We start from the raw sequence: 25868 nt of genomic DNA on the forward strand, positions 1-25868 counted from the left end.
AGTTTATTTTGTTGTGGTTGACTTTTTGGAGAAGTCGAGTGAGATAGCGGATTTTTCAATTTTCACTTTAAGTCCACGATCCAGTTCAATCTGAACGGTATCCCCGTCAACACTGTACACTTTGCCGTGAAGTCCGCCGATCGTTACGACATCATCTCCTTTTTTGATTTCGTCAATAAATTTTTTAGTGTCTTTTTGTTTCTTTTGCTGGGGTCTGATCATGAAGAAATACATGATCAGAATGATCGATCCAAAAAGAAATACTTGGCCAAGAATTGATTCGTTCATAATTATCGCTTCAATGGACCAGCTGGAGCTGATGCGCCTACTAATTTAGGGGTAACAGAACCCTTCATTCTCAATCGGGTTACCGTAGGGTTTGTGTTTGCTTGGATCGTCACCGTAGGTGCCTGTGCACCTGACTTTGCGGTGGAGTTGAACACCACTTTCACAAAACCTTTTTCTCCCGGATTTACCGGTGTTTTTGTCCACTCCGGACTTGTGCAGCCACATGAAGCAGTAATGTTAGAAATCACCAATGGAGATTGACCGTTATTGGTGAAATTGAAAATGTGTTCAATCACCTGTCCTTCATTGATAGTCCCGAAGTCAAACTCTTCTTCAGAAAAACCGAATGCACCCAAGGTACTAGGATCTGCAGAAGTAGTTGTCTGTGCATTTACAGGGGTTATGGCAGTATTGTTGTTTTCAAGTTGGGCTATTTTATCCTCCAATGCTTGAATTTTTGCCGCCTGATCATTCTTTTGTTCGCAAGAGCTGGCCAAAACCAACACCAAAGCGAAAACGCTTAGCAATTTGATTTTCATATTAGTTGTTTCCTTGGTTTATTTGATCGATTAATTTATTGACATCATTGAGCAGGTTTTCTGCTTTATTTTTTGCTTCAGAGATGACTCTCTTCCCTTCTGTTTTAGCCTCATTGAGATGGAGTTCTTTTCCTTCGACCAGGTCTCCGATTAGCTCTTCCAATTCTTTCTTGTATTTGGAAAGTTTGAAAGAAAGTTTGTCACGGGTGTTGACACCTGTATCAGGTGCAAACAAAATACCTAATACCGCACCTACTCCTGCGCCTACTGCAAATGCTATCAGTGAATTTGTACTTTTACTCATGGTTTCCTTATTTATTGTCTAAAAGTCCTCGACCACTCTTACGGATTTGGCCACTATCGGTTAATTCTTTTGCCAAAACATCCAACAATCCGTTTACGAATTGCTTACTTTTTGGTGTGCTGTATGTTTTGGAAATATCAATGTACTCATTGATGCTCACTTTCACCGGGATGCTCGGGAAATTCTTCATCTCGGCAATGGCCATCGAAATGATGATTTTGTCAGTAAATGCAAGCCTCTCAATGTCCCAGTTTTTGGTTTTTTGAGCAATCATTGCTTTACTCGAATCAATATTTTCAATGGTGAAGTTAAATATATTTTGAAAAAACTCCTTATCCTCATCCCAGTTGATTGCTATTTCGGGCAGTGAATCCAATTCTACCTGCTCAGGCTGGGACGCATTTTTTAGGACTTTTGAAGCCAAACTGCGTACTACTGATTTGTTTTCTGTCCAATTCAGATCCTTTTCCGAGAAAAAGTTTAAAAACACCTCGTTTTTAAATATAACCTTTTTCAGAAGGTCATCTGCCGCCTCATAATCCTGATCTATGGAAGGATTGACCAGGAGCAGATATTCCTGATAGGTTTCTGAAGTTTTGATGTAATCTCGGAACCATTCTTTAAGTTCAAGTTCGATATCATCTAAGTTGACGTTGTTACGTGCGAGCGCTGCCCTATAGGTAGCGGATTCCCGGATGTTTTTCAAAACCTGATTTTTGGCCAAGTTCATCTCATTTGCAAAAGCAATGGGATTGTCGCCAGCCAGTTTTTTCTTCTTTTCGATCTCTTTTTCCACATGCTTTGCAAATGCCTGCAAGAGTTCTATGGCCAGTAAATACAGATGAGGTATTCTTTCTGCTGATACGATCATGTTCTTTAGCATAAACTGACGGTCTTTTTCAGTTGCTGCGTGAAATTGCCTGATCGCCTCGAGCACTACTTGCTTGATTTTGGGTTTTGCCGTGGAGGACTTTAGGATACTCTCATTTTCAAGGTTTTGGTCAAATAGCTTGACAGCCTCGTCCGAATCTTTGATTAAAGCAGGCTTGTCCTGAATTTCCATACTGTTGAGATCCGGTAAAAATGACTCCCGTATGAAGTCTCTGGCAATATTGATATTAGATCCTTTGCATTGTTCAAAGGCATAGAGGTTTTGAAATGCCTTGACCCTGAGGATTCTTCTGTTTAGCATAGAGATTGGTAATGTGATGCAAATATAGGGAATTTGCATGGGGTATAGCCATCTGGTAGTGGACAAAAAAAACCACCGAATTATAAAATTCAGTGGCTTTTTAGAATTTCGAATTTAAGCTTAGAATGGAAGTTTTACTCTCCCAATGGCTTCAATTCTGGCTTTTGCAGCTTCGATTGCAGCTTGTTGTGCTGGGATCTTTTCTTTTTCAGCCTTATCCAGTATGCCAAGGCAGGTATCATAAATCTTTTCTGTTTGAGCGAAGACTGACTCTTTGTGATAATCCCCATAGTACTCGGCGCCAACGTTGATTACGCCGCCGGCATTGATCAGGAAGTCAGGAGCATAGATGATTCCCTTCTCCATCAGTATTTTCCCATGCTTGTCTTCATCCTTTAACTGATTGTTGGCCCCACCTGCTATCACAGCACACTTCAGCCTTTCAATGGTCTGATCGTTGATGGTAGCACCTAGCGCACACGGAGCGTAAATGTCCATCGGGAGGTCATAGATTACATTCGGGTCCACGATGGTGGCGCCGGAGGCATTGGCTATTTCCTTTAATTTATCTTCGAAAATGTCTGTGATGATAATCTCTGCACCTTCTTTGACGAGGTATTCGATTAGGTATTTGCCTACTTGACCCACACCCTGTACGCCGATTTTCTTGCCGCTTAATGAATCAGTTCCAAACGCTTTTTTCGCAGCGGCCTTCATCCCCATATACACTCCGAATGCAGTCACCGGTGAAGGATCCCCGGCACCGCCTTTGATTTGTGGCAATCCGGTGACATGACGGGTCTCCATGGCGATATATTCCATGTCTGAAGTCTTCATGTTCACGTCTTCGGCAGTGACATAGCGTCCGCCCAGGCTCTCCACAAATCGGCCGAATCTTCTCAGGAAAGCTTCATTTTTCAAACTTGGATTACCGATGAGTACAGCTTTGCCTCCTCCGAGATTAAGTCCGGCGAGGGCGTTTTTAAAAGTCATTCCTCTGGAAAGCCGAAGCACATCAGTGATGGCTTCCGCTTCTGAAGCATAGGGCCACATCCGGGTGCCTCCCAAGGCTGGACCAAGTACGGTATTGTGAATTCCAATGAGGGCTTTAAGGCCTGTGGCTTGGTCGTGGCAAACGACCAGCTGCTCATGATCCATCGTGCTGATTTGTCCAAAAATAGACCCTTCTCGCACGCTTTCGGTTGCTTTAATCTCCAACATCTGAACTTAGCTTTTTAGAATATGTTATATTTGGGTTGTTGCCTAACTGTGATAGGCTGGTACAAAATTAAATACTTTTATCAGCCCACAAAGGAATTACATCCGCAGTTTCTATAAGTTTATCCTCGGTTTTAAAATTTTTATTTGGTGAAGTCACTTTGGAGAATCAATAAGTATTTATATAAATACAAGGGTTTGCTGTTGTTGGGGATACTATTTACCGTCATATCCAACATTTTCGTAATCATCCCCGCGCAACTTGTTAGAATAGCCATAGATTATGTGGTGGAGAGTTTCTCGATTTATCGTCCATTAATGCAGGGAGGAATGGGTGAACTGGCACGGGAAAATTTTTTGGAGTTCGTTTTTATTTTTGGAATTCTAATCATAATAATGGCCTTGCTTCGAGGATTTTTCCTCTTTTTGATCCGGCAGACCATCATAATCATGTCAAGAAAAGTGGAATATGACATGAAGAATGAAATCTTCAATCACTACCAAAATCTTCCCTTAAGCTTCTACAGAAAAAATAGTACCGGAGACCTTATGGCCAGGATCACCGAAGATGTAAGTCGCGTGAGAATGTATTTGGGGCCGGCAATCATGTATGGGCTCAATCTGTTGATTCTTTTCCCTTTGGTCATTTTTTATATGATATCGGTGAATGCTGAATTGACGCTCTACTCTTTGCTCCCATTACCAATTTTGTCCATCAGCATCTATTTTGTAAACAATCTGATAAACGAGCGGTCTGAGAAAATCCAACGCAGTTTATCTGAATTGAGCACTTTTGTTCAGGAAGCGTTCTCCGGAATTCGGGTTTTGAAGGCCTTTGTACGCGAAGAGGATTCTGCGAGAGAATTTGCAATAGCAAGTGAGGAATACAAACACAAATCCATACAGTTGACACGGGTGAATGCCTTATTCTTTCCCTTGATCATGGCTTTGGTAGGAATTTCTACGATCATCACCGTTTATGTAGGAGGTATCCAAGTGATACAGGGAGAAATAGGGTATGGAGTTATAGCAGAATTTATTCTTTACGTCAGTATTTTGACTTGGCCGGTGACCTCTCTCGGGTGGGTGACCAGTATTGTGCAGCGTGCTGCTGCTTCGCAGACCAGGATCAATGAGTTTCTGGATATCAAAAATGACATCGTGAGCTCTCAGAATCTGGAGGCGGATATCCACGGTGGAATCGTAGTTGAAAATGTGTCTTTTCAATATCCTGAATCAGGAATTAGGGCTTTGGATAAGGTTTCCTTTGAAATCAAGGCAGGCCAAACTTTGGGAATAATCGGCACAACAGGTTCGGGCAAGTCCACAATAGCCAATTTGTTGATGAGAATGTATGACCCAACATCAGGCAGTATCAAGATTGACGGTCAGGACATCCGCAATTACAACATATCTGGATTGCGAAAGCAAATCGGATTTGTTCCCCAGGATGTATTTTTATTTTCGGATACTATTTCAAATAATATAGCTTTCGGCTTGGACCATGCAGATGAGCTAGTAATTGAAAAAGCAGCGAAAGACGCCGATGTTTATCAAAATATTGTCGACTTTCCAAAGGGATTCAAAACTATGCTTGGGGAACGGGGGATAACGCTTTCAGGGGGACAAAAACAGCGGGTTTCTATTGCTCGGGCTATTGCAAAAGAACCAAAAATTCTGATTTTGGACGACTGTCTTTCTGCAGTAGACACTAAAACCGAAAACTCCATATTGACTGCGCTAAGGAAGATCATGAAAGACAGAACTTCAGTGATCATTTCCCATCGGGTTTCTTCGGCAAAACTTGCAGATCACATCATTGTGCTGCATGATGGTAAAATCATAGAGCGGGGAGATCATGATTCACTGATGAGTCAAAAGGGAGTTTATGCAGACCTGTATGAAAAGCAAACTCAATCCGGTGAGCCGATTGAAGGCTGATTTTTAGAACGTCTCTGGTTTTCAATATTTTCCGCTAACTTGATCACCTAATTAGACACTTTTGGCCATGAAAAATAAGAAATCAACAACCCAGGATATTGAAGATGTTCTCCAGGAAATAGGAAACAAAATTGAGGACCTCATTCAAAAAGGTGCTGAAGCAGGCGCGGATGTCAAGGAAGAAATTGAGCAAAAGATCAAAGACCTAAAAGACAACAAAACCTCCTTGGAAGAGGAACTACGCAAAGGCAAGGAAATGCTGGAACGCGAATTCCAGGAGAAAAAAGAAGAATTAGAACCCAGGATTCAGGAATCTAAAGGATTTATGAAGGAAGGATTCAAACAGATTTTTTTGGGCATCAAGGCACTTTTCGGCAAAAAGTAAATTGAAGATTCAGTTCATTTGACCCCGCAGACATCCGGTTTAATTTTTCTCGAAGAAAAAGAAAGTGACTGAAAATTGAATTTTAATACTTTATAAGTTTTAAAATACGGGAATCAGCCCTGCGGGAAGCTAAGGATAGGGCAAGATTTGAACGAAAAAAAGCCCGGAGTCAATTCTGGGCTTTGCTGCTATGGGGTTTCTTCCTGGACGCTTTCGTTGGCTGTGAATGGATTCCCTTTGCGAAGCATTCCCTCAGGAAGTTCGCCTTCTGTACTGGCGACCACTGTTGTGACTACTACATCTCCGGTTACGTTTACCACTGTTCGGAACATGTCAAGGATTCGATCAGGAGCCATGATCAGCGCAATGCCTGCCGCAGGAACTCCGATGGACTCCAGGACTACGATCAACATAATCAATCCTGCACCGGGAACTCCCGCAGATCCAATTGCTGCTAAAGTAGATGTTAGCACGATCATGATTTGCTGGGAAAAAGTAAGATCCATTCCCAAGGCTTGCGCGATAAAAACGGCCGCAACACTTTGGTAAAGGCTAGTCCCGTTCATGTTGATGGTCGCTCCGAGGGGAAGGACAAAGCTGGTGATATTTTCAGAAACCCCTAATTCCTCCTCTGTCAACTTCATGGTTACAGGCAGTGTAGCTGAACTGGAACTGGTAGAAAATGCCAACAACTGCGCCGGACGAATTGCTTTGAAGAAGTCAACATATTTGACCTTGGTGAAAGATTTTAAAAGAAGGGGATAAATGACAAGCATCATAAAGAAAAGGCCTCCCAATACAATCAAACTGTATTTTAATAGGGCTAGAAGCAAGGTTACGGCAGACTGAGGATTGTCACCGGCAATCTCTACAATCAAGGAAGCCATCAAAGCAAAGACCCCATAGGGTGCGATGACCATGATGTAATTGACTATTTGGATGATCAAATCATTGAATCCGTCAAAGAAAGCGATCACCGGTTCTGCTTTTGTTTTTGGAATTTGGAGCAGAGCAATTCCGGCTAAAATCGCGAAGAATACAACCTGTAGCATTGCGGCATTGTCGGTGGTAGCCTGAAATAAATTTTGAGGTACCATGTCTACTATAGGCTGAAGCGGACTTTGATCCTGAAGTTCTGCGGCAGCTTCGGCACGCTGTCCGGCATCGCCTTCATACATGGCCATCAAGCTTTCCCGTGTAGAATCCGGAAGACCTTCGCCGGGTTTAAAGAGATTAACCAAGCCCAAACCTGTACAAATTGCGATGATGGTTGTGATCAGGAAAGCAAAAAGTGTTTTGCCACCTATCCTGCTCAACTTGGAAATATCTCCCAAATTGGAGACTCCGATAATCAAGGACGCTAAAACCAATGGCATGGCAATCATTTTCAGTCCATTGATAAATATCGTCCCTACGGGCTTAATGAAGTCCAATGTGATCCATTTTGGGATACCAAACTGTATGGAAACCAATCCAAAAATAAGTCCTAAGACAAGTCCAATGATTATTTGGGTATGAAGGGGTAATTTTTTCAACATCTTCTTAGGATTAAATTTCCTGCAGTTTATTGCTTTTTGCCAACAAAAGATAATCTGCAATGACTAATGCAGCCATTGCCTCCACAATCGGTACCGCGCGGGGAACCACACAGGGGTCATGTCGCCCTTTTCCGCTGACCGTGACAGTTTCTCCAGCCTCGTTTAAAGATTCCTGATCTTGCATGATCGTGGCCACAGGCTTGAAGGCAACGCGGAAGTAGATGTCTTCGCCGTTGCTGATTCCACCTTGTATTCCGCCTGAATGGTTGGTTAAGGTGTGTACTTTTTGGCCTTCTTTGAAAAAAGTGTCGTTGTGTTGTGATCCACGCATTTTAACCCCATCAAAGCCGCTCCCATATTCAAAGCCTTTGACCGCATTGATGCTAAGCATGGCTTTGCCAAGTTCTGCATGCAGTCTGTCGAAAACAGGCTCTCCGAGTCCGGGAGGGGTGTTTTTGATCACACAGGTCACCACGCCACCGATCGTATCTCGCTCAAGACGCACTTGATCGATTAGCGAAATCATCTTTTCTGCCATTTCCGGATCGGGACAGCGGATGATATTTTCTTCTGCGAGGTCCAGGTTGAGTTCCGAATAGTTTTTATTCAAAGTCAAATCTCCTACCTGCGAAACAAACGCCTGCACACTGATTCCTTTGGCTTCCAAAAATTGCTTTGCAATAGCGCCACCTGCTACTCTTGCGGCAGTTTCGCGGGCACTGGACCGGCCACCTCCGCGATAATCCCGGATGCCATATTTCTCAAAATAGGTATAGTCCGCATGTGAAGGGCGGAATTTATCAGCGATATGAGAGTAATCCTTACTTTTCTGATCCGCGTTTTGAATGACAATGCCGATAGGGGTACCGGTGGTTTTTCCTTCGAATACTCCTGAAAGGATTTCGATTTCATCTTCTTCTTTTCGCTGCGTGGTGATTTTGGATTGACCGGGTTTTCTGCGTTGCATTTCTAGACGGATTTTGGACTCATCCAATTCCAAACCAGCCGGACAACCTTCTACGATCGCACCTAAAGCTTTTCCGTGTGATTCACCAAAAGTGGTTAGCTTGAAAAGCTTTCCAAATGAATTTCCCATTATTTTTTCTTGATTATCAGGACCGCGAGAAGGGCAATTGCTCCCAGAAGTAGCAGATTAATTACGGTCGTAAAGTAATATTTATATTGCTCGTTTAAAAACTGATTGCTTTCGGTTCCGATCCGATCGTAGATTCCCCCCAATCGCTGGCCTGAAAGTGCCTGATTTACTTTGCTTTCGCCGGATACGATAATTTTTGCACTTGGCATAAGGGTGTCATAGACGGCCCTCACCGGATCAAAATATATCCACTGGAAGTGATCATCCAGTTCATAATTCCCGGCTTCATTGATGGTGATGTAGTAATTAAACTCTTTGATCCCCGAGACCCGTCCGTAACCACGGTTGATTTGTTGCCTGACATTGGGGTCAAAGGTATTGAGATTTGTGCCTGTCATTCGCTTGGGTGGAGAGACCGAATTGATGTTTCCAACTCCATTAACGCCAAAATTGTATTCAAATCCCTGCCCGGTTTCCACCTCAAGCGTGCTGATATTTTCCCGCAGTTGAAATACGCCCACACTCACTTCATTTTTGAGTGGATGGGGAGGGAGTGGCTTGACAGTAATGGTTTGTGGGCTGGAGTAGAATGTCTTAAAGTCTTCCTGCCGGCTGGCCCCGAAAAAGCTGGGGTTTTTTGCAACTCGGTATTTAATCATTTCCCAAGGGACGCGGGGAATTTCTATTTTTCCTTCGGAAAAAGGGAAAAATGAAGCCTCGTAAACCTTGTACCGAATCCATTTTTTACCGTTAATATTGACCATCTCAGGTTCAATATTGGTGATGTTGAAATTTACTTCCCAGACGCTGTTGGGTTTGAGTTTTTTCAAAATCGCATCCAGCTGTCTTCCCGCTTCATAAAACTGGAATGGGGCCTGATTTTGCTCTGACATGTAAAATGCCACGTTGAGATTTAATCCTTCTCCTGCAAAAATTTCCTTTTTATCCACCGAAACTGAGAAAAACGCATCGTCTTCCAGTTCGATGAATTCAGGTTCCTCAGCTACCCTTCCGAAGTAATCAGCAAAAGGGTCTGTAACATTCCCTCCAAATCCCCGGGAACTGACAGGGTCAGTCACGGTTATCCTTTTTCCGGGTGAATCAAATAATGCACCGTTGATCAAAACGGAGAAATTACCTAAAGTAAATTGGCCCTTTCGGCTTGGCTTATAATATTGAATGATGCTGTTTGAGCTGCTCATTTGTCCATTGATGATATTCATGGACGATGACTGAGAAATTCCTTGCTTTTGGAATCCCGGGATTTCCGGAAACTGATCATAGGATTTGATCTTATCGTTAGCCAGAGTGACTTTGATTGTAAATGTTTCATTTAGCCCGATTTCGTCTGCCCCCAATTCTATCTGGACTTCTTGGGCATGTGAAAAGTTCACAACCAGAAAAGAAAGGCATACGAAAGAAAGGCAAAGTAACGTTTTGAACATGGATGCGAAAATAGGAATAATTCTATACTTAGGACTTTCAAAAATAACGTAACATCCTTGGAAATGCCTGCGTATCCTACCTTAAAATCAGTTAATAAACCCAAATGAAGACAGCCATGCTAGAATATGTGAAGACCATTTTGCAAAAAGTCAGCTTTAACGCCTATTTGTTTGAGCGAGAATTGAGAAAGGGAATAAAATATTTGATGCCGACAGAGATTGAGGAGTTCAAAGACTGGTGTTATGCTAATTTTGGACGAAGTCATCAACCCATTCTTAACCGTTATTTTAGACCAGCTTATTAATATACTTCACACAAAGAGAAAAAGCCCCGGAGATTAACACTCTGGGGCTTTTCATTAATCTGGTTGATTGGTATTAATCTTTGGTCATGAAGTCTGGATAGGCCCGCATGCTGTGTTCATTGATGTCAAGCCCTTCGACTTCTTCTTTTTCATCGACACGGATACCGATTGTTTTCTTTAGTGTAAAGAAAATCAGCCATGCGGTTCCAAAGCAAAATACTGCAGTGGATCCGATTCCGATCAATTGGGAAATCACTTGGCTCATTCCGGCTAAGTCCCCAAAAAGACCTACAGCCAAGGTTCCCCAAATTCCTCCGACCAAGTGAACTGAAATAGCTCCAACAGGATCATCGATTTTTATTTTGTCAAATAATACCACGCCGAATACCACCAATCCCCCACCTACAAAGCCAATAATCACAGAATCCAACACGCCCATTTGGTCTGCACCGGCTGTGATTCCAACCAATCCGGCAAGAATCCCATTGAGCACCATAGTGATGTCATAGGTTTTAAACTTAACATAGGAAACAATCAGGGCTCCAAAAGCTCCCGCAGCTGCCGCCAGTGAGGTGGTGACAAAAACTTTGGAAACCAAGCCTGGAGAAGCGCTCAATACAGATCCGCCATTAAAGCCAAACCAACCAAACCAAAGTAGAAACACGCCGATGGTGGCCATGGGAATATTATGTCCCGGAATGGCTTTCATGCCTTGAGCGGTGTATTTACCGATTCTTGGGCCCAATAGATAGGCTCCAACCAAGGCTCCCCAGCCACCTACGGAGTGAACAATCGTGGAGCCGGCAAAGTCATAAAAGGGAGTTTCTAGCGTATTCAGGAATCCTCCACCCCACTTCCACATGCCGACAATGGGATAGATGAAGGCTACGTATAAGATGGAGAAGGTGATAAAAGGTCCCAATTTTACGCGTTCTGCTACAGCACCGGATACGATGGTCGCCGCTGTGGCCGCAAACATGGCCTGGAAGATGAAGTCGGTGAAATAGGTATAGCCAGCATTGTAATTGCTGCTGTCCCAACCTTCTGGCAGGCTGAGTCCCAATCCGCCGAAGCCGAAAAAGCTTCCTGCAAAATCAGCTCCCGGATACATCAGGTTAAAACCGACCAGGGCATAGGTTAGAATCCCAATTGCAGGAATAATAGTGTTTTTAAAGAGGATGTTTACAGTGTTTTTTGACCGGGTAAGGCCGGCTTCCAGTGTGGCAAAGCCAAGGTGCATGATGAAAACCAATATGGTGGCAATCATCATCCAAAGATTATTGACCGTGAAAAGGTCTTGTACAGGTTCTTGCATAGGTCTGAATAGGTGTGATGTGTGGTGTAAGGTTTAAAGCGCTGACTCTCCGGTATCGCTGTTTCTGATCCGGTAAGCTTCCTGCACGTCGTAGACGAAGATTTTTCCATCGCCAACTTCCCCTGTTTTTCCTTCGGAAAGGATGCATTGGATTACTCCGGGGGCCAATTCATCAGGCACAACGATTTCCAGCTTGGTGCGGGGGATGTAGGCAGGTTCGTAAGAGACGCCGCGGTACATTTCCTGACGGGCATGCTCAAAACCCATCCCTTTGATCTCGTAAAACGAGAGAAACTTGACCCCAAGCTTGGAAACGCAAGCGTGGATTTGGTCAAAGCGAGAGGTTCTGATAATCGCTTCTATTTTTTTCATTTTTTACAACAGGTTTAAGATTTCATTGAAATTATGGCATGAAAGTAAGGGAAATATTAAACTTTCTGATTAAATGGGTTAAAAAAATACCTATTCGTAATAAAAACATTAATCAAAATCGATTTTCTGGAAATAAAACAAACCTTGTGTGACTTTTTTGGTAATAAAATTTAAAAAATAAGCTTTTTATTGAACGAGGTTGGTTTCATTATCCGCAATTTGCCAGCGGAGGATAAAAACTTAATTTTGCCAGCGATTTTAAATAAGACTATGACTAACAAACCAACACTTTTAGTATTGGCAGCCGGAATGGGCAGCAGATACGGAGGAAATAAGCAAATTGACGGTTTTGGCCCCAGTGGCGAGACCATTTTGGAATACTCGATTTTTGACGCCATCCGGGCAGGTTTTGGCAAAGTGGTATTTATCGTTCGACAGGAAATCCTGGAGGTAGCCAAAGAAAAATTCCTTCCCAAACTGGAAGGCAAGATTGAAGTGGATTGGGTCATCCAGTCCTTGGACAGCTTTGTGCCTGCAGAATTGAAGCAGGCTGAGCGAGTAAAACCTTTTGGTACTGCCCATGCCGTTCTTTGCGCCAAGGATGCCGTTCACGAGCCTTTCGCGGTGATCAATGCGGATGACTTCTATGGCAAAGAGGCGTTTGAGGTCTTGGGCAAATTCCTTTCGACGGAAGTTCGCCCTGACTTGCATGCCATGGTAGGCTATGCGATCCAGAATGTGCTGTCTGAAAATGGTACCGTCAGCCGGGGAGTCTGCGAAACCAATGAAAAAGGGCAACTGATCGGAATGGTTGAGCGCACATCCATCGCCCGCGAAGGGGACAAAATCCTGAGCAAAGGTGAAAATGAAATCCTTGAAATCGCTGAAAACACGCCTGTCAGCATGAATTTCTGGGGTTTTCATCAGGATGTCTTCTCAGATATTGAGAAAATGTGGAATGAATTCTTGCCAGCTAATTTGAATAACCTTAAATCAGAATTCTATATCCCAACCGTAGCCAATAATCTGATCAAGGCCGGAGACGCTGCTTTTGAAATTCTGCCTGGTGGCAAAACCTGGTTTGGGGTCACCTACACCGAGGATCGGCCTGTAGTGATCGAATCACTGAAGAAATTGCACGATGCGGGAGAATATCCTGGGGAATTGTGGGGATAGAAGAATGAATCATTTTTGAAGATTAAAGCGTTTTTATTTGTAGATTCCTTAAAAACAGAAATCATGCATATTGAAACTTCAAAAATACATCTGGTCAAAGCTATCCTGAATAGTAATGATGAGGAATTCATTTCAAGGCTTATCGACTTTGTCAATAAAGAGAACGCTGATTTTTGGCATGAATTGACTCCGGAAGAGAAAGCAGAAATTAAAGAAGGTATCAATCAATTAGACCGAGGAAATAGAAAACCATTCCGGCAGCTTTTGAAATCTTAGAAGGCAGAAAGGACTGGATTGGAGTGATCTATACTGAAGATCGGCCTTTGGTGATCGATTCCTTGAAAAAGCTCCATGATGCTGGAGAATATCCCTCGTATTTGTGGAAATAAATGAAAGAGCTTCGGCCTTTTTTTTGGCTGGGCTCCCGCTGATTTACGCAGAAAAATTCGCTGATTTTCCGCAGATTTATTGATTTTCAAAGTTAGTTACTTCCTAACGGTTAATTGAATTTCTTATCTTGATATCAGGGAAATCGCTTTTAAAATCTATATCACCCCTTGCGGGGTTTTATTACATGCATGCCCAATCTATTTTATAATAATTTCAGCCATACTGGCTTTTAAATCCCGAAGGGATGAAAGGATTATAGCTTTAGACGTGTTTATCAGGTAAGATAACCCCAAAGGGGTGACATCATTTTTATCGAAAGTGATAAAAGCGATTTCCCTGCGTTTTTCAGAAGAGCTAATCATTTTACAATTTAACTAGTTCTGTTTTTTGGAGGAGTTGGTGAAGTTTGGACTTATCAAAATAAAAAGGTTAATATCAGAGTGGTTGGCTGCACTGGAGAAGTTACTTATGACTTTATTGAACAATAAATAATTTGACATGATAACTATGAATTTAAATTCCCCTGGTTTCGGCTTATTCTTTTGGCAGATCTTCGGATTCGTTTTTTTGGTATATATGACCTATTTAGTTATTCGGTTTCTTAAAGGCCGGAAGAACTCAGATTGAACAAATAAGAGAGGCTTCGGCCTCTTTTTTTGGTTGGTTACGCAACTCTCCAAGGGTTTCAAATCCCTTGGAAAGTTTTTGTATTTTAGGGCACTACTGTCCGACTAAAATATAATAGTCGGTTAATTCTTTTTCTATTCGTCTAATTTGGGGGTTTTCAGGTAGAATTTGGTAAGTGAAGCCCCCTATGGTGGGAAAATGTTCATTTGGGAGGATTTTGCGAGGTTTTCTTGGAGTTCTTTTTCCGGATTGTTTAAGAAGTTTGTCAGGTGAACGTAGCTGGTTAGGTGGAATCTGACTACTGCGACCATGTTGGAAAAAGCCCAGGACTTTTTGAGTTGCTTTCGTACTACCTCCATCAGTAGCAGTGAGATCAAGGCACACCAGATCTGGATTTCGATGGCGTTTTGGTTGTCTCCCAAGAAGTATTTGAGTGGGAAGTTTTGCTTGAGTTTTTTGAAAAGTAGCTCGATTTGCCATCGGTGCTTGTAAATGGCGGCCACTGTGGATGCTTCCAGTTCCAGATTGTTGGTCAGGAAGATGAGCAGCTTTTGGTTTTTTTGGTCCCAGTAGGCAATCCTGCGGAGTTTGAGCGGATGTTTTTCCTTGTCCACGCTGTACTGGACAGTGATGGTTTCGTCCTTGAGGATTTCATGATCTCGGTCTTCGGGCAGTTCTATTTCTTCCAGACTTTCGAACTTTGCATTGTTCTTCATTCTGGACACAAAGAAAATCCCTCTGTCTGTCCATTGGGCATACTGGTGATAGTCTGTGTATCCCTTGTCCATCACCAGATAAGAACCTTCAGGTAGATTGAGATACTTGAGGAAGGTGTGGTCGTGGCGACTTCCTTCTGTAAATCTAACTAGACAGGGCATCAGTTCAGCTGCATGAATCATCACGTGAGCTTTGATACCGCCTTTGCTTCTGCCATCTTTTCGGGGTCTTCCAGCTACCTTGAGGATGTCTTTGAAAAGGCTGATGACTGTCGAATCGACAATAAACAGCTTCTGAATCACCTCAATTTTGAGTCGGCTGTCCGGCAAAAGACCCCTGTACTTTTCAAAAAGTGACAGATAAAGGGCCCTGAACACTTCACTGGGCCGTCGCTTGTTCCCGTCAGAGATGGTGGACCTACGTGGGGCTTTGGGTATTCCGATATGAATGAGCCTGTTCTGCCAGGCCAAAAGGCCCGTGGACAGCTCCCTAAGCGAGGTGGCTCCACTGAAAGAACAGTACAACATCGTGACCAGATGCTGCCAGGTATCAAAGCTTTTGTAATACCGATCTGATTGGTTTTTGGAAACCACTTTGGACACAATACTCTTATCGACCAAAGAAAGAAGTTGAGAAAAAATCGGCTGTCCGAAGAAATGTGTATTTTTCATCCGCTGTAATTTGAAGTTGTGGTAAACCTAAAATACAGCAAAAAGGGTAGGCTTCTCCTAAGAAGCTTACCCTAAATTTTAAAACCGTTTCTCGGACAGTAGTGGTATTTAATTGGTCTTTTAGCCTCTATGAGCATTACCCTTGGGTGGTTATTTAAGTATTTAAACTGGAAAGGCGGAGGAGACATGGTAACTTATGGAATGATTTGCTTTTTACTGCTCTTTTTGCCAATGCTAGCTATTAATAGCTATAAAATGACCTCGGGTAAAGCTTTATCTGAAAATCTTAAAATCATTTTAGGCCTCAGTGGTGCAATTGTAACTGGTTTGGGTATCCTATTACGGACAAGCGGAATGCAATACGGTTCTTTATTAGTTGTTATAGGGACATTAATAATTGCATTCGGATTTCTGCCTTTCCTGTTTTTTCGAATGTACCGAAAATCAATAGAGCAGATTTAATTAAAATAAAAATGCTCAGCTGTCAGTCGAGTAGACGGGATACTCAGTGTAATCCCCCTAACACTACTCCCCTTTTCTCCTAACTCACCGCCCAAACCGATAATACTCGGCAAGTTTGTGATCTTTCCCCTGAAGAAAATTCTGAATCATCTCCATTCCCTGAACAGAGAACGTAATTCCATTTCCTCCAAAACCCAACACGAATAGCGTGTTTTCATACTCCGGACTTTTTCCGATATAAGGAAGCCCATCTTTGGTCGTACCAAAAGTCCCGCCCCAACTGAAATCCTCGATGAAATTGACTTCAGGCATGATTTCCTCTAACTTTTTAACAAGCTTTTCTGCTTTTCGCTCTTTGATTTTTTGCTGGAAAAACTGAAAGTTGGCCCCGGAATCCTCGCCGCCAACGAGGAATCGTCCGTCGTCTGTGGTTCGCATGTAGAGGTAAGGATCACCGGTGTTCCAAATCAGCGTGTTTTGGATGTTTTTGTTGAGCTTGATTCCCTGCTCGCTGACCGTCGCATAGGTGTAGAACAGATCAGCTATTTTTTCCTTTAGCAACTTGGTACTTTCAAAACCGGTACAGCACACAATCTTTTTGGCTTCGATGCTATGTCCGGTTTTGAGGATGACCTTGGGATTCTTGCCAGAAGTCTCAATCTGATCAATGTCGGTCTGATCGTAGACCTTCATGCCACGCTTCACATTCAGTTGAATGAGTTCATGGGCCAACTGGTAAGCATCCACACTTGCCGCCACTTCCGACAAAATCGCCCCATGACAGATCAGCCCGTATTTGGCTTTCACCTCAGAAGCGCTAAGCCACTTCACTCCCAGCTTGTACTTATCCCGAATGGCAAACTCCTGCTTAAGCCAAACCGAAGCTTTCTTACTGTGGGCGAGGTAAAGACTTTCTTTCATCTCAAATCCGCAGTCGATCTTGGTGCTTTCCACCAGCTTTTTCATTTCCAAAATCGCCTCAATTCCGGCCTGATAGCAGATCGCCGCTGCTTCCTCTCCGATCATTTCGCTCAGAAGATACATCGGCACGTCAATTTCATATTGTAGCATGCTGGTGGTGGCAGAACTGCTGCCCATGGCGATATCCCGACGGTCGATCAGCATGACCTTGTGTCCCGCTTCCATCAGCGCATGACTGATCAATGCCCCGGTGATGCCTCCACCGATTACCAGAATCTCAGTTTTGGAATCTGATTGTAGGGAGGGATAGCTGTAAAGAATACCGTTTTTTACCAGCCAGAATGATTCAAAAGTTCTTAAGCGCATTGATTTTCAATTTAAAAATTACTTCCTGTTTCAAAATGTGATCGGAGTTGAGTAAGTTAAGATAATCTACCCCTTTATATCAAAACGAATTTGTAATTCGCTTGAAATCAACCCCAATCAACATGGACAAAAGAACTTTTATCAAAAACTCTTCTCTTTTGGTTGGAACCGCTATTCTTCACCCAATACTCTCCTGCACTCCCAAAAAACCTGTGGAAACTATAACTCCTGAACGATTGAAAAACTGGGCTGAAAACTTTGAGTTCAGCACGGCAAATGTCCATTATCCCAAAACTGTAGAAGAGGTTCGAGACCTTGTCATTAAATGCGATCAGCTGAGAGTTTTAGGCTCCCGTCACTCCTTCAACCGGATTGCTGACAGCACAGAAAACCTCCTTTCCTTTCAGCACCTGAATAAAGTAATCTCCTTGGATCGGGAAAAAAGTCGGGTGACCGTCGAAGGAGGAATAAAATACGGAGACCTTTCTGCCTACCTCCACGAAAACGGTTTTGCACTTCACAACCTTGCCTCACTTCCTCATATCTCAGTGGCAGGAACTATAGCCACGGCCACTCACGGTTCAGGCCTTGGCAATGGAAACCTATCCACCAGTGTCGCTGCTATTGAATTTGTCAATGCAAGCGGGGAAATCGTCAACCTGTCCCGAGAATCTGATCCTGAATTTTACGGCGCTGTGGTCGCTTTGGGAGGATTAGGCCCCGTGACCAAGGTGACTTTGGACCTTGTTCCGACTTTTGAAGTAGCCCAGGTAGTCTACCTCGACATGCCCATGGAATCCCTGAAAGATAACTTTAAGGAAATCATGGGTGCAGGCTACAGCGTCAGCTTATTTATTGACTGGAAAACTGACAAAATCACTGAAGTATGGGTCAAAAAGAAAGTGGTACCGGGAGAAGAACTGGATTTTCCTGAGGATTTCTTTGGTGGGAAAAAAGCGGATGTAAAAATGCATCCTGTTCCAGACTTAGATCCCGAAAGTTGCTCTGAGCAACTTGGAGTACCGGGTCCTTGGTTTGATCGACTACCACATTTCAAGATGGAATTCCAGCCCAGTGCCGGAAAAGAGCTCCAGTCGGAGTTTTTTGTTCCCCTCGAAAATGGCTACGAGGCGATTCTTGCCGTATCGGAAATGGCTGAACAAATCAATCCCTATCTTTTCATTTCAGAAATCCGGAGTATCAAAGCGGATGAACTCTGGATGAGCACCTGCTATCAGCGGGATTCGATTGCGATTCACACGACTTGGAAGCAGGAAATTCCCGAGGTGATGGCTTTTTTGCCTCAAATGGAAGGAAGGCTAAACCGCTTCAACCCAAGACCACATTGGGCCAAGTTGTTTACGATTCCATCTGAAACCTTACAATCACGCTATCCAAAAATTGAGGAATTCAAGGCCCTGCTTAGCAAACACGATCCAGAGGGCAAGTTTAGAAATGAGTTTCTTAATCGAACGGTCTTCGGAGTGAGTTGATCCAAAAACACCTAAGCAGAGATGATTCTGTTTGAAATATTATTTCGTTTTTAGCGATTTTTCTGTTCTATTTTCGCTTTTTATGATATTTCAACCCTATTTTCAATTGATTTTTTTTGAAAAAATTGATCTTTTCTAAAAACTTTTTGAAATTCCTGATATATCCCACAACTCACTCACTATGAAAAATTTAACATTCCTTCCGATGGCCGCACTTCTCGGCCTCTTATTCTTTCAGGGAACCACCAAACCAGAGGACAAGACCACCTCTTCTCACCTTGCTTTTTCCCCGGACATGCCGGCCAATATCAAGGCGATTGTCGACCAAAAATGCTACGGCTGCCACAATTCTGAGTCTAAAAATGAAAAAGGCAAAGCCAAACTGGATTGGGATGCCTTCGAAGCTTCTAAAAAGGCAAAGCAAATGGCGACAAAAGGCAAAATAGCCGAAGCCTTGGAAGCAGGCGAAATGCCCCCCGCTAAATTCCTGGAAAATAAACCGGAGGGAAAACTTACCGAAGCGGAATTGGCAACGCTGTTGGAATGGAGCGCGGGCAAAAAGAAATCAAATTGATGAAGGGCTGGCAATACCTTTTGTCAGGGATTGTTTTGATTGTTTTAGTCATTCAATTAGTCCCAAGCGAACTGCCTTCCACGGAAATCAACAATCCTGGAGATCTGATCGAAAGTGGAATCGTAAGTATCGAAGTAGCAGGGCTGTTGAGAACCTCCTGCTACGATTGCCACAGCAACGAGACCAAATTTCCATGGTATTCTTATGTAGCTCCCTTTTCGTGGCTGGTTGCAAAAGACGTGAAGGATGCCCGCAAAGAACTCAATTTCTCTGTATGGCAAGATTACGACATGATGGAAAAGCTGGAAAAACTGGACGATATTTCCATAGAAGTGAAGGAAGGTGAAATGCCTATGCCCATTTACACGGCTATTCACACATCAGCCAAACTCTCCGATGCCCAGCGCCAACTGATTGTGCAGTGGGCTGAGGATGCAATGGATAGTGTGGTGGAAGAAGATGAGGAATCAGGACCTGAAGAAGGGTAAATCAAACCTTCGGGGCTTTTTTTCCACCCCCTTTAAATTCTGAATTCAGCGGCTTTTTCACTCATTCATCATCCGATTCAATCCAAGGAAATTCTGAAGAGAAAATCCTGTAAATAGCCGTTGAATACTTCGGGCTGCTCAAGATTTGATACATGCCCTGCTTTTTCGATAACCTGCAATTCGGCACCCTTAATGGCTTCCTGCATGGATTCTGACTGAGCAAGGGGAGTCACCTCATCTTCTCTGCCGCAGATAATAAGCGTAGGGACAGAAATATCAGCCAGCGTTGAGCAGGTTTCTGAGCGGCCGGACAGCACTCTCAATCCCTCTGCGATAATATGCTGTGAATTGGCAGAAACGACCGCTTTTAATTCTTCTACCAATTCCTTCTTTTCCGTCAAAGAATCCGGGTGAAAAACTTTCTTCACAAAGTCTTCATTAAATTCTCCGGGCCCTTCTGCCTCCACTTTGGTGATTGCCTCCAGGCGTTTGGCAGTGACTTCATTGGAATCATTGATGCATTGGGTGTCGCACAGAATCAATGCTTCAAATCGATTGGCAAATCGTCCATGCGCATTGAGCGCAATATATCCTCCCATAGATAGCCCACAGACTATTGCTTTTTCAAAACCTAAAGCATCCATAAAATGGATCAGATCATTACCAAAAAGATCAATGCTTAATGCAGAATCTTCATCAGTGGATTTTCCGAAACCTCTGATGTCAACTGCAATTACACGTTGCGATGAGGAAAAATACTCAAGCTGCACTTTCCACATCGACTTATCGAAGGGAAAGCCATGCAAAAAAATGATCGGAACGCTTCCTTCCCCCAGGTCATCATAGGAAATATTGATGGTATTGACTGGTACAATCAAGTTGTATCCTTTGCTTGCAGTGTTCATGACTAATTGGTTTTGATTATCAAGTACATGATTTTCAAATTGCAGTAATCAAGCCAGCAAAGCATTTGGCAAATATTGAATTGACTTATTCATTCTGAATAAAAACGACAGCTCCTTTTCACCGGGCAAATACTTGGAAAAAGCAAAATCCAAAATGAGGAACGCTGCTGCCCAATCTTAAAAAATCGTTTCCATTACCCTGAAATACAGTTTTACAAGGATTTAGAAAACTTACTTTCCGGATGATACATTCTGAACTGATGAATTGATAATTATGACAGAAATTATTGTTCTGGATTTTTTGTCTAAATCCATTCGAGTAAAAAATACCGGTGAAAAGATCATTTCCGAAAATGGGGTACAAACTGCCACTATTAAGTGAAATTTAGATTAAGAATTGGAGCAGCTAATCTATAAACCGGGCAATCTCTCCTATTTTAGCTTTTCGCTAATAATTTAACCCAGCTAATCACATGATAAAAAAATCACTGATAGTCCTCTGTCTTTTAATCTGCTTTAGCCCTGTCTGGGCTCAAAAAAAAGCCAAACACCCAAAAAACATCATCCTGATGATCGGTGACGGCATGGGCGTCTCCCAGATTTACGCCGGAATGGTTGGCAACTTCGGCAGTCTTCATCTCGAACAGTTTCCCGTCATCGGTTTTCACAAAAATCAAGCTTCAAACGCCTTTGTAACTGACTCTGCAGCCGGTGCCACGGCTTTTTCCTGCGGTGTAAAAACGTATAACGGTGCAATCGGAGTTGACGCCAACGGTGAAGCCGTTCCTACGATCCTCGAAATTGCAGAACAAAATGGTCTTGCTACAGGCTTGGTCGCCACCTGTTCGATCACGCATGCAACCCCGGCAAGCTTTATCTCCCACCAAGCTTCCCGCTCTCTGGATGAAAATATCGCCTTGGATTTTCTCAATACCGATATTGACGTATTTATCGGAGGAGGCAGGAAGTTTTTCGCAAATCGAAGCGATGGTTTAAATCTGGTTGATTCCCTGAAAAACAGAAGCTATCAAATCGCCAATACCATCGAAGAGGTGCAGCGGATCAAATCAGGAAAATTGGCAGCTTTCCTTGCCGAAGAGCAGCAGGCCAAATTTTCCGAAGGACGGGGAGACGAATTGGTGAAATCAACCGAAGTGGCGCTGAATCTCCTGAAAACGAATAAAAAAGGGATGTTTCTAATGATCGAAGGCTCTCAAATCGACTGGGGCGGACATGCGAACAACACCAAATACATTGTGGACGAAATGATCGACTTTGACAATGCCATCGGTAAGGTTTTGGAGTTTGCGAAGAAAGACGGTAACACGCTGGTCATCATCACCGCAGATCATGAGACGGGGGGATTCTCCATCAACAAGGGAGATACCAAAACTGGCATGGTTGAGGGAAAATTCACCACGGGCAGTCATACCGGGGTGATGATTCCTGTTTTTGCCTATGGTCCGGGTTCTGAGAGATTTGCGGGATTTTATGAAAACAATGAGATTTTTCACAAAATGATGCGGGCATACAAGTTCAAAAAATAAGAGAATCAGCAATTTGGTAGGCTTATAAACCTCTTTAGTCTTGAAAAAGGTTATTTGAGCCAAAAGTTTTTATTGAAAACCACATAGGCTCATAGAAACCATAGCATAAAACCGTTGAGAAATGGAAGCTATGTGTCCCTAAGTTTCTATGTGGTTTAAAACCTCCACAGCCTCAGCGGTAATTACAAAAAGCTTCAGCTTTTTCTCTGTGACCTTGAGAAAATTCTCAGAAAGCCAAAAGGATTGAGGTTCTTTTTATTATCCTGAACCACTTAAACTCAAATTCTCTGTGTCCTCTGTGGTGAAAAATCTTTGCGTCACTTCGCGTGCTTTGCGGCTTTAAAACAGATCGTGCCTTCAGCACTCAAAACTGGATGATCTCCTCTAATCCCGGAATTGCATACCGGGCTTTTACAGTACGTGCCTTTGGCACTTTTAAGATTCACAAAGAAAAGCTTTAGCTTTTCACCTCTGTGACCTTGAAAAAGGCCAATCTAGCCAATTAGCTATAAAGTCCAAATCAAGGCCTGCTCCCTAAATCTCTTTTCCTCTGAGAACTCTGTGGTAAAATCCTTTCTTGTTAAAAACCTTTGCGTGCCTTTGCGTGCTTTGTGGCTTAAAAAACAGGTCGTGCCTTCAGCACTCGAAATTTGATTATTCTCATTTTGCCCAGCATTGCATACTGGGCTTCTACGGAACGTGCCTTTGGCACTTTTACACTGACTGTTTCTGAAAAAAAGCTTTAGCTTTTCCCCTCTGTGACCTTGAAAAAGAATTGAAATATCAATAACAATTGTGGTTCTTTTAAAAATCTATTCCACTCAAAACCAATTTCTCTGAGCTCTCCGTGGTAAAAATCTTTGCTGAAAAGGTTGCTCCTGTAAATCCAAAGAGCAAATTTCACTTTACATCCCCAAGTGAAGCTCGAGATCGAGTTGATTTTCTACCTTGACCAGTCCTCCAAATTTGCTGGGTGGACTTAACTTGAGCATGTCAAAATTGAGAATCAAGTTGGCACTGAGGCCTTCCTTATTTTTCTCAAGAATGATATCCGGGAACTCCAGCTTTTGCCCCACCAAGTCTAAGACCATGGTACAATAAACCTTGCCTGATTTCTGTCGAAAATTGGAGACAGTTACCAAAGCATTTGGATATTCCTTTTCCTTCAGGGTAGCCCGAAAGTCATTGTTGAGGAGGAAATTTCCACAGGAGAAGCTTTTTACGGGAATAATAAACTCCAATTTTCTGAGATCCCCTGTGGAATTTAATTTCAGCGTATCCTTCATACCCACCCGAGAGAAATCACAGTTGAACTTACCTAAGGAGGTGTATCCACTTACCTGTATTCTTTGGTCGGTGATGATCAGTTCGCTTCTGTCCTGTGCCAAAGCTGAGAAGAAGAGAAAGATCATTAGGATGAGGACTTGCATAATTTTGTTGATTTAGAAACCTATGACTCCTTCAATCATCAATCCGTTGAATTTACCGCCGTTGAATCTATCTGCGGCAGCAAAGTCGTTATAGTTTTGTCTGACGTACTCCAATTTGGCCAGCACATTTTTAGTCACAAACCAACCACCGCCAATTTGGATTCTATCGAGACTAACCTCAAGTCCAGAACCGGCCAATGGGCCATTGACTTTGTTGTATCTGCCAGCCATGTAGAATTTTTCGTGGGTACCAAATCTGTAGACCAAGTCAGCACCTGTCTGATTCCAAGTTCTGTCCACGGTTTCATTTCTGGCTTTTCCGGTTGATCTTTCAAAGTTACCGAAGAACTCCAAGCCATGGAATTTGATGAATGGGTTGAAGACAAACGCTGTAATATTATTGGTTTGATTAGGATTGAATCTACCTGAAGTAAAGTTTGCAGCGGTAGTAGCGAGCGTGTTCTCCATGACCAGATAATATCTTGAACCGGCTCTGTCTCCTCCCCAAAGTGTATTTCTCTGAGAACTTGATGTTGTGTAAACTGAACCAGTCAACCTCACTCTCAAATCATCAGACAGATTTTTGTCGTACCCGAATTTTCCGATAAAGTTTGGTTTTCTATTGTCTGGACTTGTAATACCACCTTGGATTTCCCCTCCTGTGACAGCCACCATCGCCAACCATCCGTTGCTTTGGAAGAAGACTTCACCACCAACTTCAGTTGTAAATGCATCCATGATATAATTACCTACAAAAGGGTTGTACATGGCATTACCGTTGTCAGATCTTCTAAAGTGAGCATCACCATAGTTGATTTCCATGTGGCCAACACGGACAGTAAGGTATTTGTCAAACCAGTCTGTATTTCCCAAATTCAAGAAGCCCAACTTGTCAACCTGAAGATATCCACCTTTTACCCAAGTTTCCGGGTGGTGTCTAGAGGAAAGATAGGTCGTCAGGTTTAATCTTAAACCATCTGCCAATTCAACATCAATGTTAAGGTTGGCAGTTGCAAGGTTGGTACCTGCGCCAATCTCAATTAGTTGATTGAGATTCACATTTTGCGCATTCAATACCGGTGATGCTGTGTTTTCATGGCTGAGGTTTTGCCATTGTTGTGTAAAGTGTCCTCCGATTCTTACTTTCATACCTTCGAAAGCTACGGTATCGGCTTTGCCTGTCTCAAAGACATTGATACCTCTTTGGTCATAAGGTCTCCAATATTGAACGTCTCGCTGTAATCCCTGTGCCAAACCTGTGGCAGAGATTCCCGCAGCAAGAATTGCGGATAATAGATAATTTTTCATAATTATTGGGGTTAGAGGATTGGTTGGAATGTAGACTTGAAAGAAATTTTTATGTCATCGTGAGTTTTGACTGTACCCAAAAGGGCAGTGGGGGGAGTCACCGAGAAGGTGGTCAGTTTGGTGTCAAAGCTTCCCTCAAAAGTCAGTTTGTTTCCTGAGGTAGTCAGCTTTACCGGAAAACTTACTGCCTTGGTTACTCCGGCAATCGTGAGGTCGCCTTTAGCAAGGTAGGATGTACCACTACTTGAAAATTCTTTGAGATCAAATCTGATTTCTTTGTTTTTACCGGTGTTGAGCGCCTTGTAAGCATTGGTGTCGAGTCCTTTTGTACCGCTCTTTAATGTTTCTGCGACAAAATTGACCGTCAGAGCTCTTACAGTTTTAAGTTTGCCATCTGCAATCACAAAGGACCCTTCACCCACTCCGTTTTGGGAGGTCATGGACCAATCGTGAAGAGATGATCCACCATCCACCTTGAACATGGGAGTGCCAGACATCACATATTTAGTCTGTGCAACACTGTCAACCGAAACCAGTAAAAGCAGGAAGGCCAGCAGGTAAAACGGGGGAAGTTTTGATAGTTTCATCATCTTTTGGAGTAATTTGATGAGTCAAAAGTCCACACTAAACCCCGTATAAAAGATGATCAAAATCAGTAAAGGCCATGATTTACTACAGCTCAAAAAAAATGATGATTTAAAATTTTATATCGAATTATTGATTTATAGATATAAAAACAGTCTTTTATATTAAAAAATAAATTATAATAAGAATTTTATTCTTTATTTCAACAAACTGACAAAACTTTAATTTAACTACAGAAGAGGATTTAACTAGGCTAAAAAAAAACTTTAC

At 42.8% G+C, this 25868-nt stretch carries 26 protein-coding genes; 10 read left to right on the forward strand and 16 right to left on the reverse strand.

Annotation, left to right across the window (positions count from 1 at the left end):
• Positions 1-3: 3 nt before the first annotated feature.
• The 5 genes from yajC to Q8M62_RS09550 all read right to left on the reverse strand — a co-directional run bounded on the left by yajC (position 4) and on the right by Q8M62_RS09550 (position 3544).
• Positions 4-288, reverse strand: a complete 285-nt coding sequence (gene yajC / locus Q8M62_RS09530; RefSeq protein ID WP_092729002.1) for a preprotein translocase subunit YajC — start codon at positions 286-288, stop codon at positions 4-6.
• A 2-nt stretch (positions 289-290) separates the two neighbouring features.
• Positions 291-827, reverse strand: a complete 537-nt coding sequence (locus Q8M62_RS09535) for a DUF1573 domain-containing protein (protein WP_304901972.1) — start codon at positions 825-827, stop codon at positions 291-293.
• A gap of 1 nt (position 828) precedes the next feature.
• Positions 829-1131: a YtxH domain-containing protein gene (locus Q8M62_RS09540; protein ID WP_304901973.1), complete on the reverse strand. Its 303-nt coding sequence runs from the start codon at positions 1129-1131 to the stop codon at positions 829-831.
• Positions 1132-1138: 7 nt separating this feature from the next.
• Positions 1139-2323 (reverse strand): transcription antitermination factor NusB, encoded by a 1185-nt coding sequence (gene nusB, locus Q8M62_RS09545; protein WP_304901974.1) that lies wholly within the window; start codon positions 2321-2323, stop codon positions 1139-1141.
• A gap of 120 nt (positions 2324-2443) precedes the next feature.
• Complete coding sequence (locus Q8M62_RS09550) at positions 2444-3544, reverse strand: Glu/Leu/Phe/Val dehydrogenase dimerization domain-containing protein (RefSeq protein WP_304901975.1); 1101 nt, start codon at positions 3542-3544, stop codon at positions 2444-2446.
• A gap of 147 nt (positions 3545-3691) precedes the next feature.
• On the opposite strand from Q8M62_RS09550, the gene Q8M62_RS09555 reads away from it, so the two are divergent.
• Positions 3692-5482, forward strand: a complete 1791-nt coding sequence (locus Q8M62_RS09555) for an ABC transporter ATP-binding protein (RefSeq protein ID WP_304901976.1) — start codon at positions 3692-3694, stop codon at positions 5480-5482.
• Between the two features lie 67 nt (positions 5483-5549).
• Positions 5550-5867 carry a hypothetical protein gene (locus tag Q8M62_RS09560; RefSeq protein ID WP_304901977.1) on the forward strand — a complete coding sequence of 106 codons (318 nt, stop codon included), beginning with the start codon at positions 5550-5552 and terminating at the stop codon, positions 5865-5867.
• A gap of 188 nt (positions 5868-6055) precedes the next feature.
• On the opposite strand, the gene Q8M62_RS09565 is transcribed toward Q8M62_RS09560, so the two are convergent.
• The 3 genes from Q8M62_RS09565 to Q8M62_RS09575 are packed head-to-tail and all read right to left on the reverse strand — an operon-like array spanning position 6056 to position 9946.
• A complete protein-coding gene (locus tag Q8M62_RS09565) occupies positions 6056-7405 on the reverse strand; it encodes a dicarboxylate/amino acid:cation symporter (RefSeq protein ID WP_304901978.1) in 1350 nt (449 codons plus the stop codon).
• Between the two features lie 10 nt (positions 7406-7415).
• Positions 7416-8501 carry a chorismate synthase gene (gene aroC / locus Q8M62_RS09570; RefSeq protein ID WP_304901979.1) on the reverse strand — a complete coding sequence of 362 codons (1086 nt, stop codon included), beginning with the start codon at positions 8499-8501 and terminating at the stop codon, positions 7416-7418.
• On the reverse strand, positions 8501-9946 hold the full coding sequence (locus Q8M62_RS09575) for a BatD family protein (protein ID WP_304901980.1): 1446 nt from the start codon (positions 9944-9946) through the stop codon (positions 8501-8503). The genes aroC and Q8M62_RS09575 overlap by 1 nt, the downstream gene beginning before the upstream one ends.
• 116 nt (positions 9947-10062) lie before the next feature.
• Here Q8M62_RS09575 and Q8M62_RS09580 point away from each other — a divergent pair, with 116 nt between their 5' ends.
• Positions 10063-10251, forward strand: a complete 189-nt coding sequence (locus Q8M62_RS09580; RefSeq protein WP_304902116.1) for a hypothetical protein — start codon at positions 10063-10065, stop codon at positions 10249-10251.
• Between the two features lie 73 nt (positions 10252-10324).
• On the opposite strand, the gene Q8M62_RS09585 is transcribed toward Q8M62_RS09580, so the two are convergent.
• Entirely contained in the window at positions 10325-11566 is a 1242-nt protein-coding gene (locus Q8M62_RS09585; RefSeq protein WP_304901981.1) for an ammonium transporter, read from the reverse strand.
• A gap of 33 nt (positions 11567-11599) precedes the next feature.
• Positions 11600-11938, reverse strand: coding sequence for a P-II family nitrogen regulator (locus tag Q8M62_RS09590; RefSeq protein WP_092729012.1), 339 nt, complete (start codon positions 11936-11938; stop codon positions 11600-11602).
• Between the two features lie 270 nt (positions 11939-12208).
• Between Q8M62_RS09590 and Q8M62_RS09595 the strand changes: the two genes are divergently transcribed.
• Together Q8M62_RS09595 and Q8M62_RS09600 are read left to right on the forward strand one after the other, a co-directional pair.
• Positions 12209-13114 carry a sugar phosphate nucleotidyltransferase gene (locus Q8M62_RS09595; protein WP_304901982.1) on the forward strand — a complete coding sequence of 302 codons (906 nt, stop codon included), beginning with the start codon at positions 12209-12211 and terminating at the stop codon, positions 13112-13114.
• A gap of 15 nt (positions 13115-13129) precedes the next feature.
• Positions 13130-13390, forward strand: a complete 261-nt coding sequence (locus Q8M62_RS09600; RefSeq protein ID WP_304901983.1) for a hypothetical protein — start codon at positions 13130-13132, stop codon at positions 13388-13390.
• 926 nt (positions 13391-14316) lie between these two features.
• Here the strand turns inward: Q8M62_RS09600 and Q8M62_RS09605 are convergent.
• A complete protein-coding gene (locus Q8M62_RS09605) occupies positions 14317-15519 on the reverse strand; it encodes an IS4 family transposase (RefSeq protein WP_304901984.1) in 1203 nt (400 codons plus the stop codon).
• 129 nt (positions 15520-15648) lie between these two features.
• On the opposite strand from Q8M62_RS09605, the gene Q8M62_RS09610 reads away from it, so the two are divergent.
• Positions 15649-15981: a hypothetical protein gene (locus tag Q8M62_RS09610; RefSeq protein ID WP_304901985.1), complete on the forward strand. Its 333-nt coding sequence runs from the start codon at positions 15649-15651 to the stop codon at positions 15979-15981.
• An 84-nt stretch (positions 15982-16065) separates the two neighbouring features.
• On the opposite strand, the gene Q8M62_RS09615 is transcribed toward Q8M62_RS09610, so the two are convergent.
• Positions 16066-17268 carry an FAD-binding oxidoreductase gene (locus Q8M62_RS09615; protein WP_304901986.1) on the reverse strand — a complete coding sequence of 401 codons (1203 nt, stop codon included), beginning with the start codon at positions 17266-17268 and terminating at the stop codon, positions 16066-16068.
• A gap of 122 nt (positions 17269-17390) precedes the next feature.
• On the opposite strand from Q8M62_RS09615, the gene Q8M62_RS09620 reads away from it, so the two are divergent.
• The 3 genes from Q8M62_RS09620 to Q8M62_RS09630 all read left to right on the forward strand — a co-directional run bounded on the left by Q8M62_RS09620 (position 17391) and on the right by Q8M62_RS09630 (position 19823).
• Entirely contained in the window at positions 17391-18761 is a 1371-nt protein-coding gene (locus Q8M62_RS09620; RefSeq protein ID WP_304901987.1) for an FAD-binding protein, read from the forward strand.
• A gap of 181 nt (positions 18762-18942) precedes the next feature.
• Positions 18943-19335: a heme-binding domain-containing protein gene (locus Q8M62_RS09625; protein WP_304901988.1), complete on the forward strand. Its 393-nt coding sequence runs from the start codon at positions 18943-18945 to the stop codon at positions 19333-19335.
• Positions 19335-19823: a heme-binding domain-containing protein gene (locus Q8M62_RS09630; protein WP_304901989.1), complete on the forward strand. Its 489-nt coding sequence runs from the start codon at positions 19335-19337 to the stop codon at positions 19821-19823. Before Q8M62_RS09625 ends, Q8M62_RS09630 begins: the two co-directional genes overlap by 1 nt.
• Positions 19824-19900: 77 nt before the next feature.
• Here Q8M62_RS09630 and Q8M62_RS09635 read toward each other — a convergent pair whose 3' ends face one another.
• Positions 19901-20728, reverse strand: a complete 828-nt coding sequence (locus tag Q8M62_RS09635) for an alpha/beta fold hydrolase (protein WP_304901990.1) — start codon at positions 20726-20728, stop codon at positions 19901-19903.
• Positions 20729-21201: 473 nt separating this feature from the next.
• Between Q8M62_RS09635 and Q8M62_RS09640 the strand changes: the two genes are divergently transcribed.
• A complete protein-coding gene (locus tag Q8M62_RS09640; protein ID WP_304901991.1) occupies positions 21202-22275 on the forward strand; it encodes an alkaline phosphatase in 1074 nt (357 codons plus the stop codon).
• A gap of 905 nt (positions 22276-23180) precedes the next feature.
• Here Q8M62_RS09640 and Q8M62_RS09645 read toward each other — a convergent pair.
• The 3 genes from Q8M62_RS09645 to Q8M62_RS09655 are packed head-to-tail and all read right to left on the reverse strand — an operon-like array spanning position 23181 to position 25603.
• Positions 23181-23705, reverse strand: coding sequence for a hypothetical protein (locus tag Q8M62_RS09645; protein WP_304901992.1), 525 nt, complete (start codon positions 23703-23705; stop codon positions 23181-23183).
• 12 nt (positions 23706-23717) lie between these two features.
• On the reverse strand, positions 23718-25013 hold the full coding sequence (locus Q8M62_RS09650; protein WP_304901993.1) for a hypothetical protein: 1296 nt from the start codon (positions 25011-25013) through the stop codon (positions 23718-23720).
• Between the two features lie 11 nt (positions 25014-25024).
• Entirely contained in the window at positions 25025-25603 is a 579-nt protein-coding gene (locus Q8M62_RS09655) for a YceI family protein (protein ID WP_304901994.1), read from the reverse strand.
• Positions 25604-25868 lie beyond the last annotated feature (265 nt).

It is taken from the genome of Algoriphagus sp. (assembly GCF_030694375.1).
Taxonomy (GTDB): Bacteria; Bacteroidota; Bacteroidia; order Cytophagales; family Cyclobacteriaceae; genus Algoriphagus.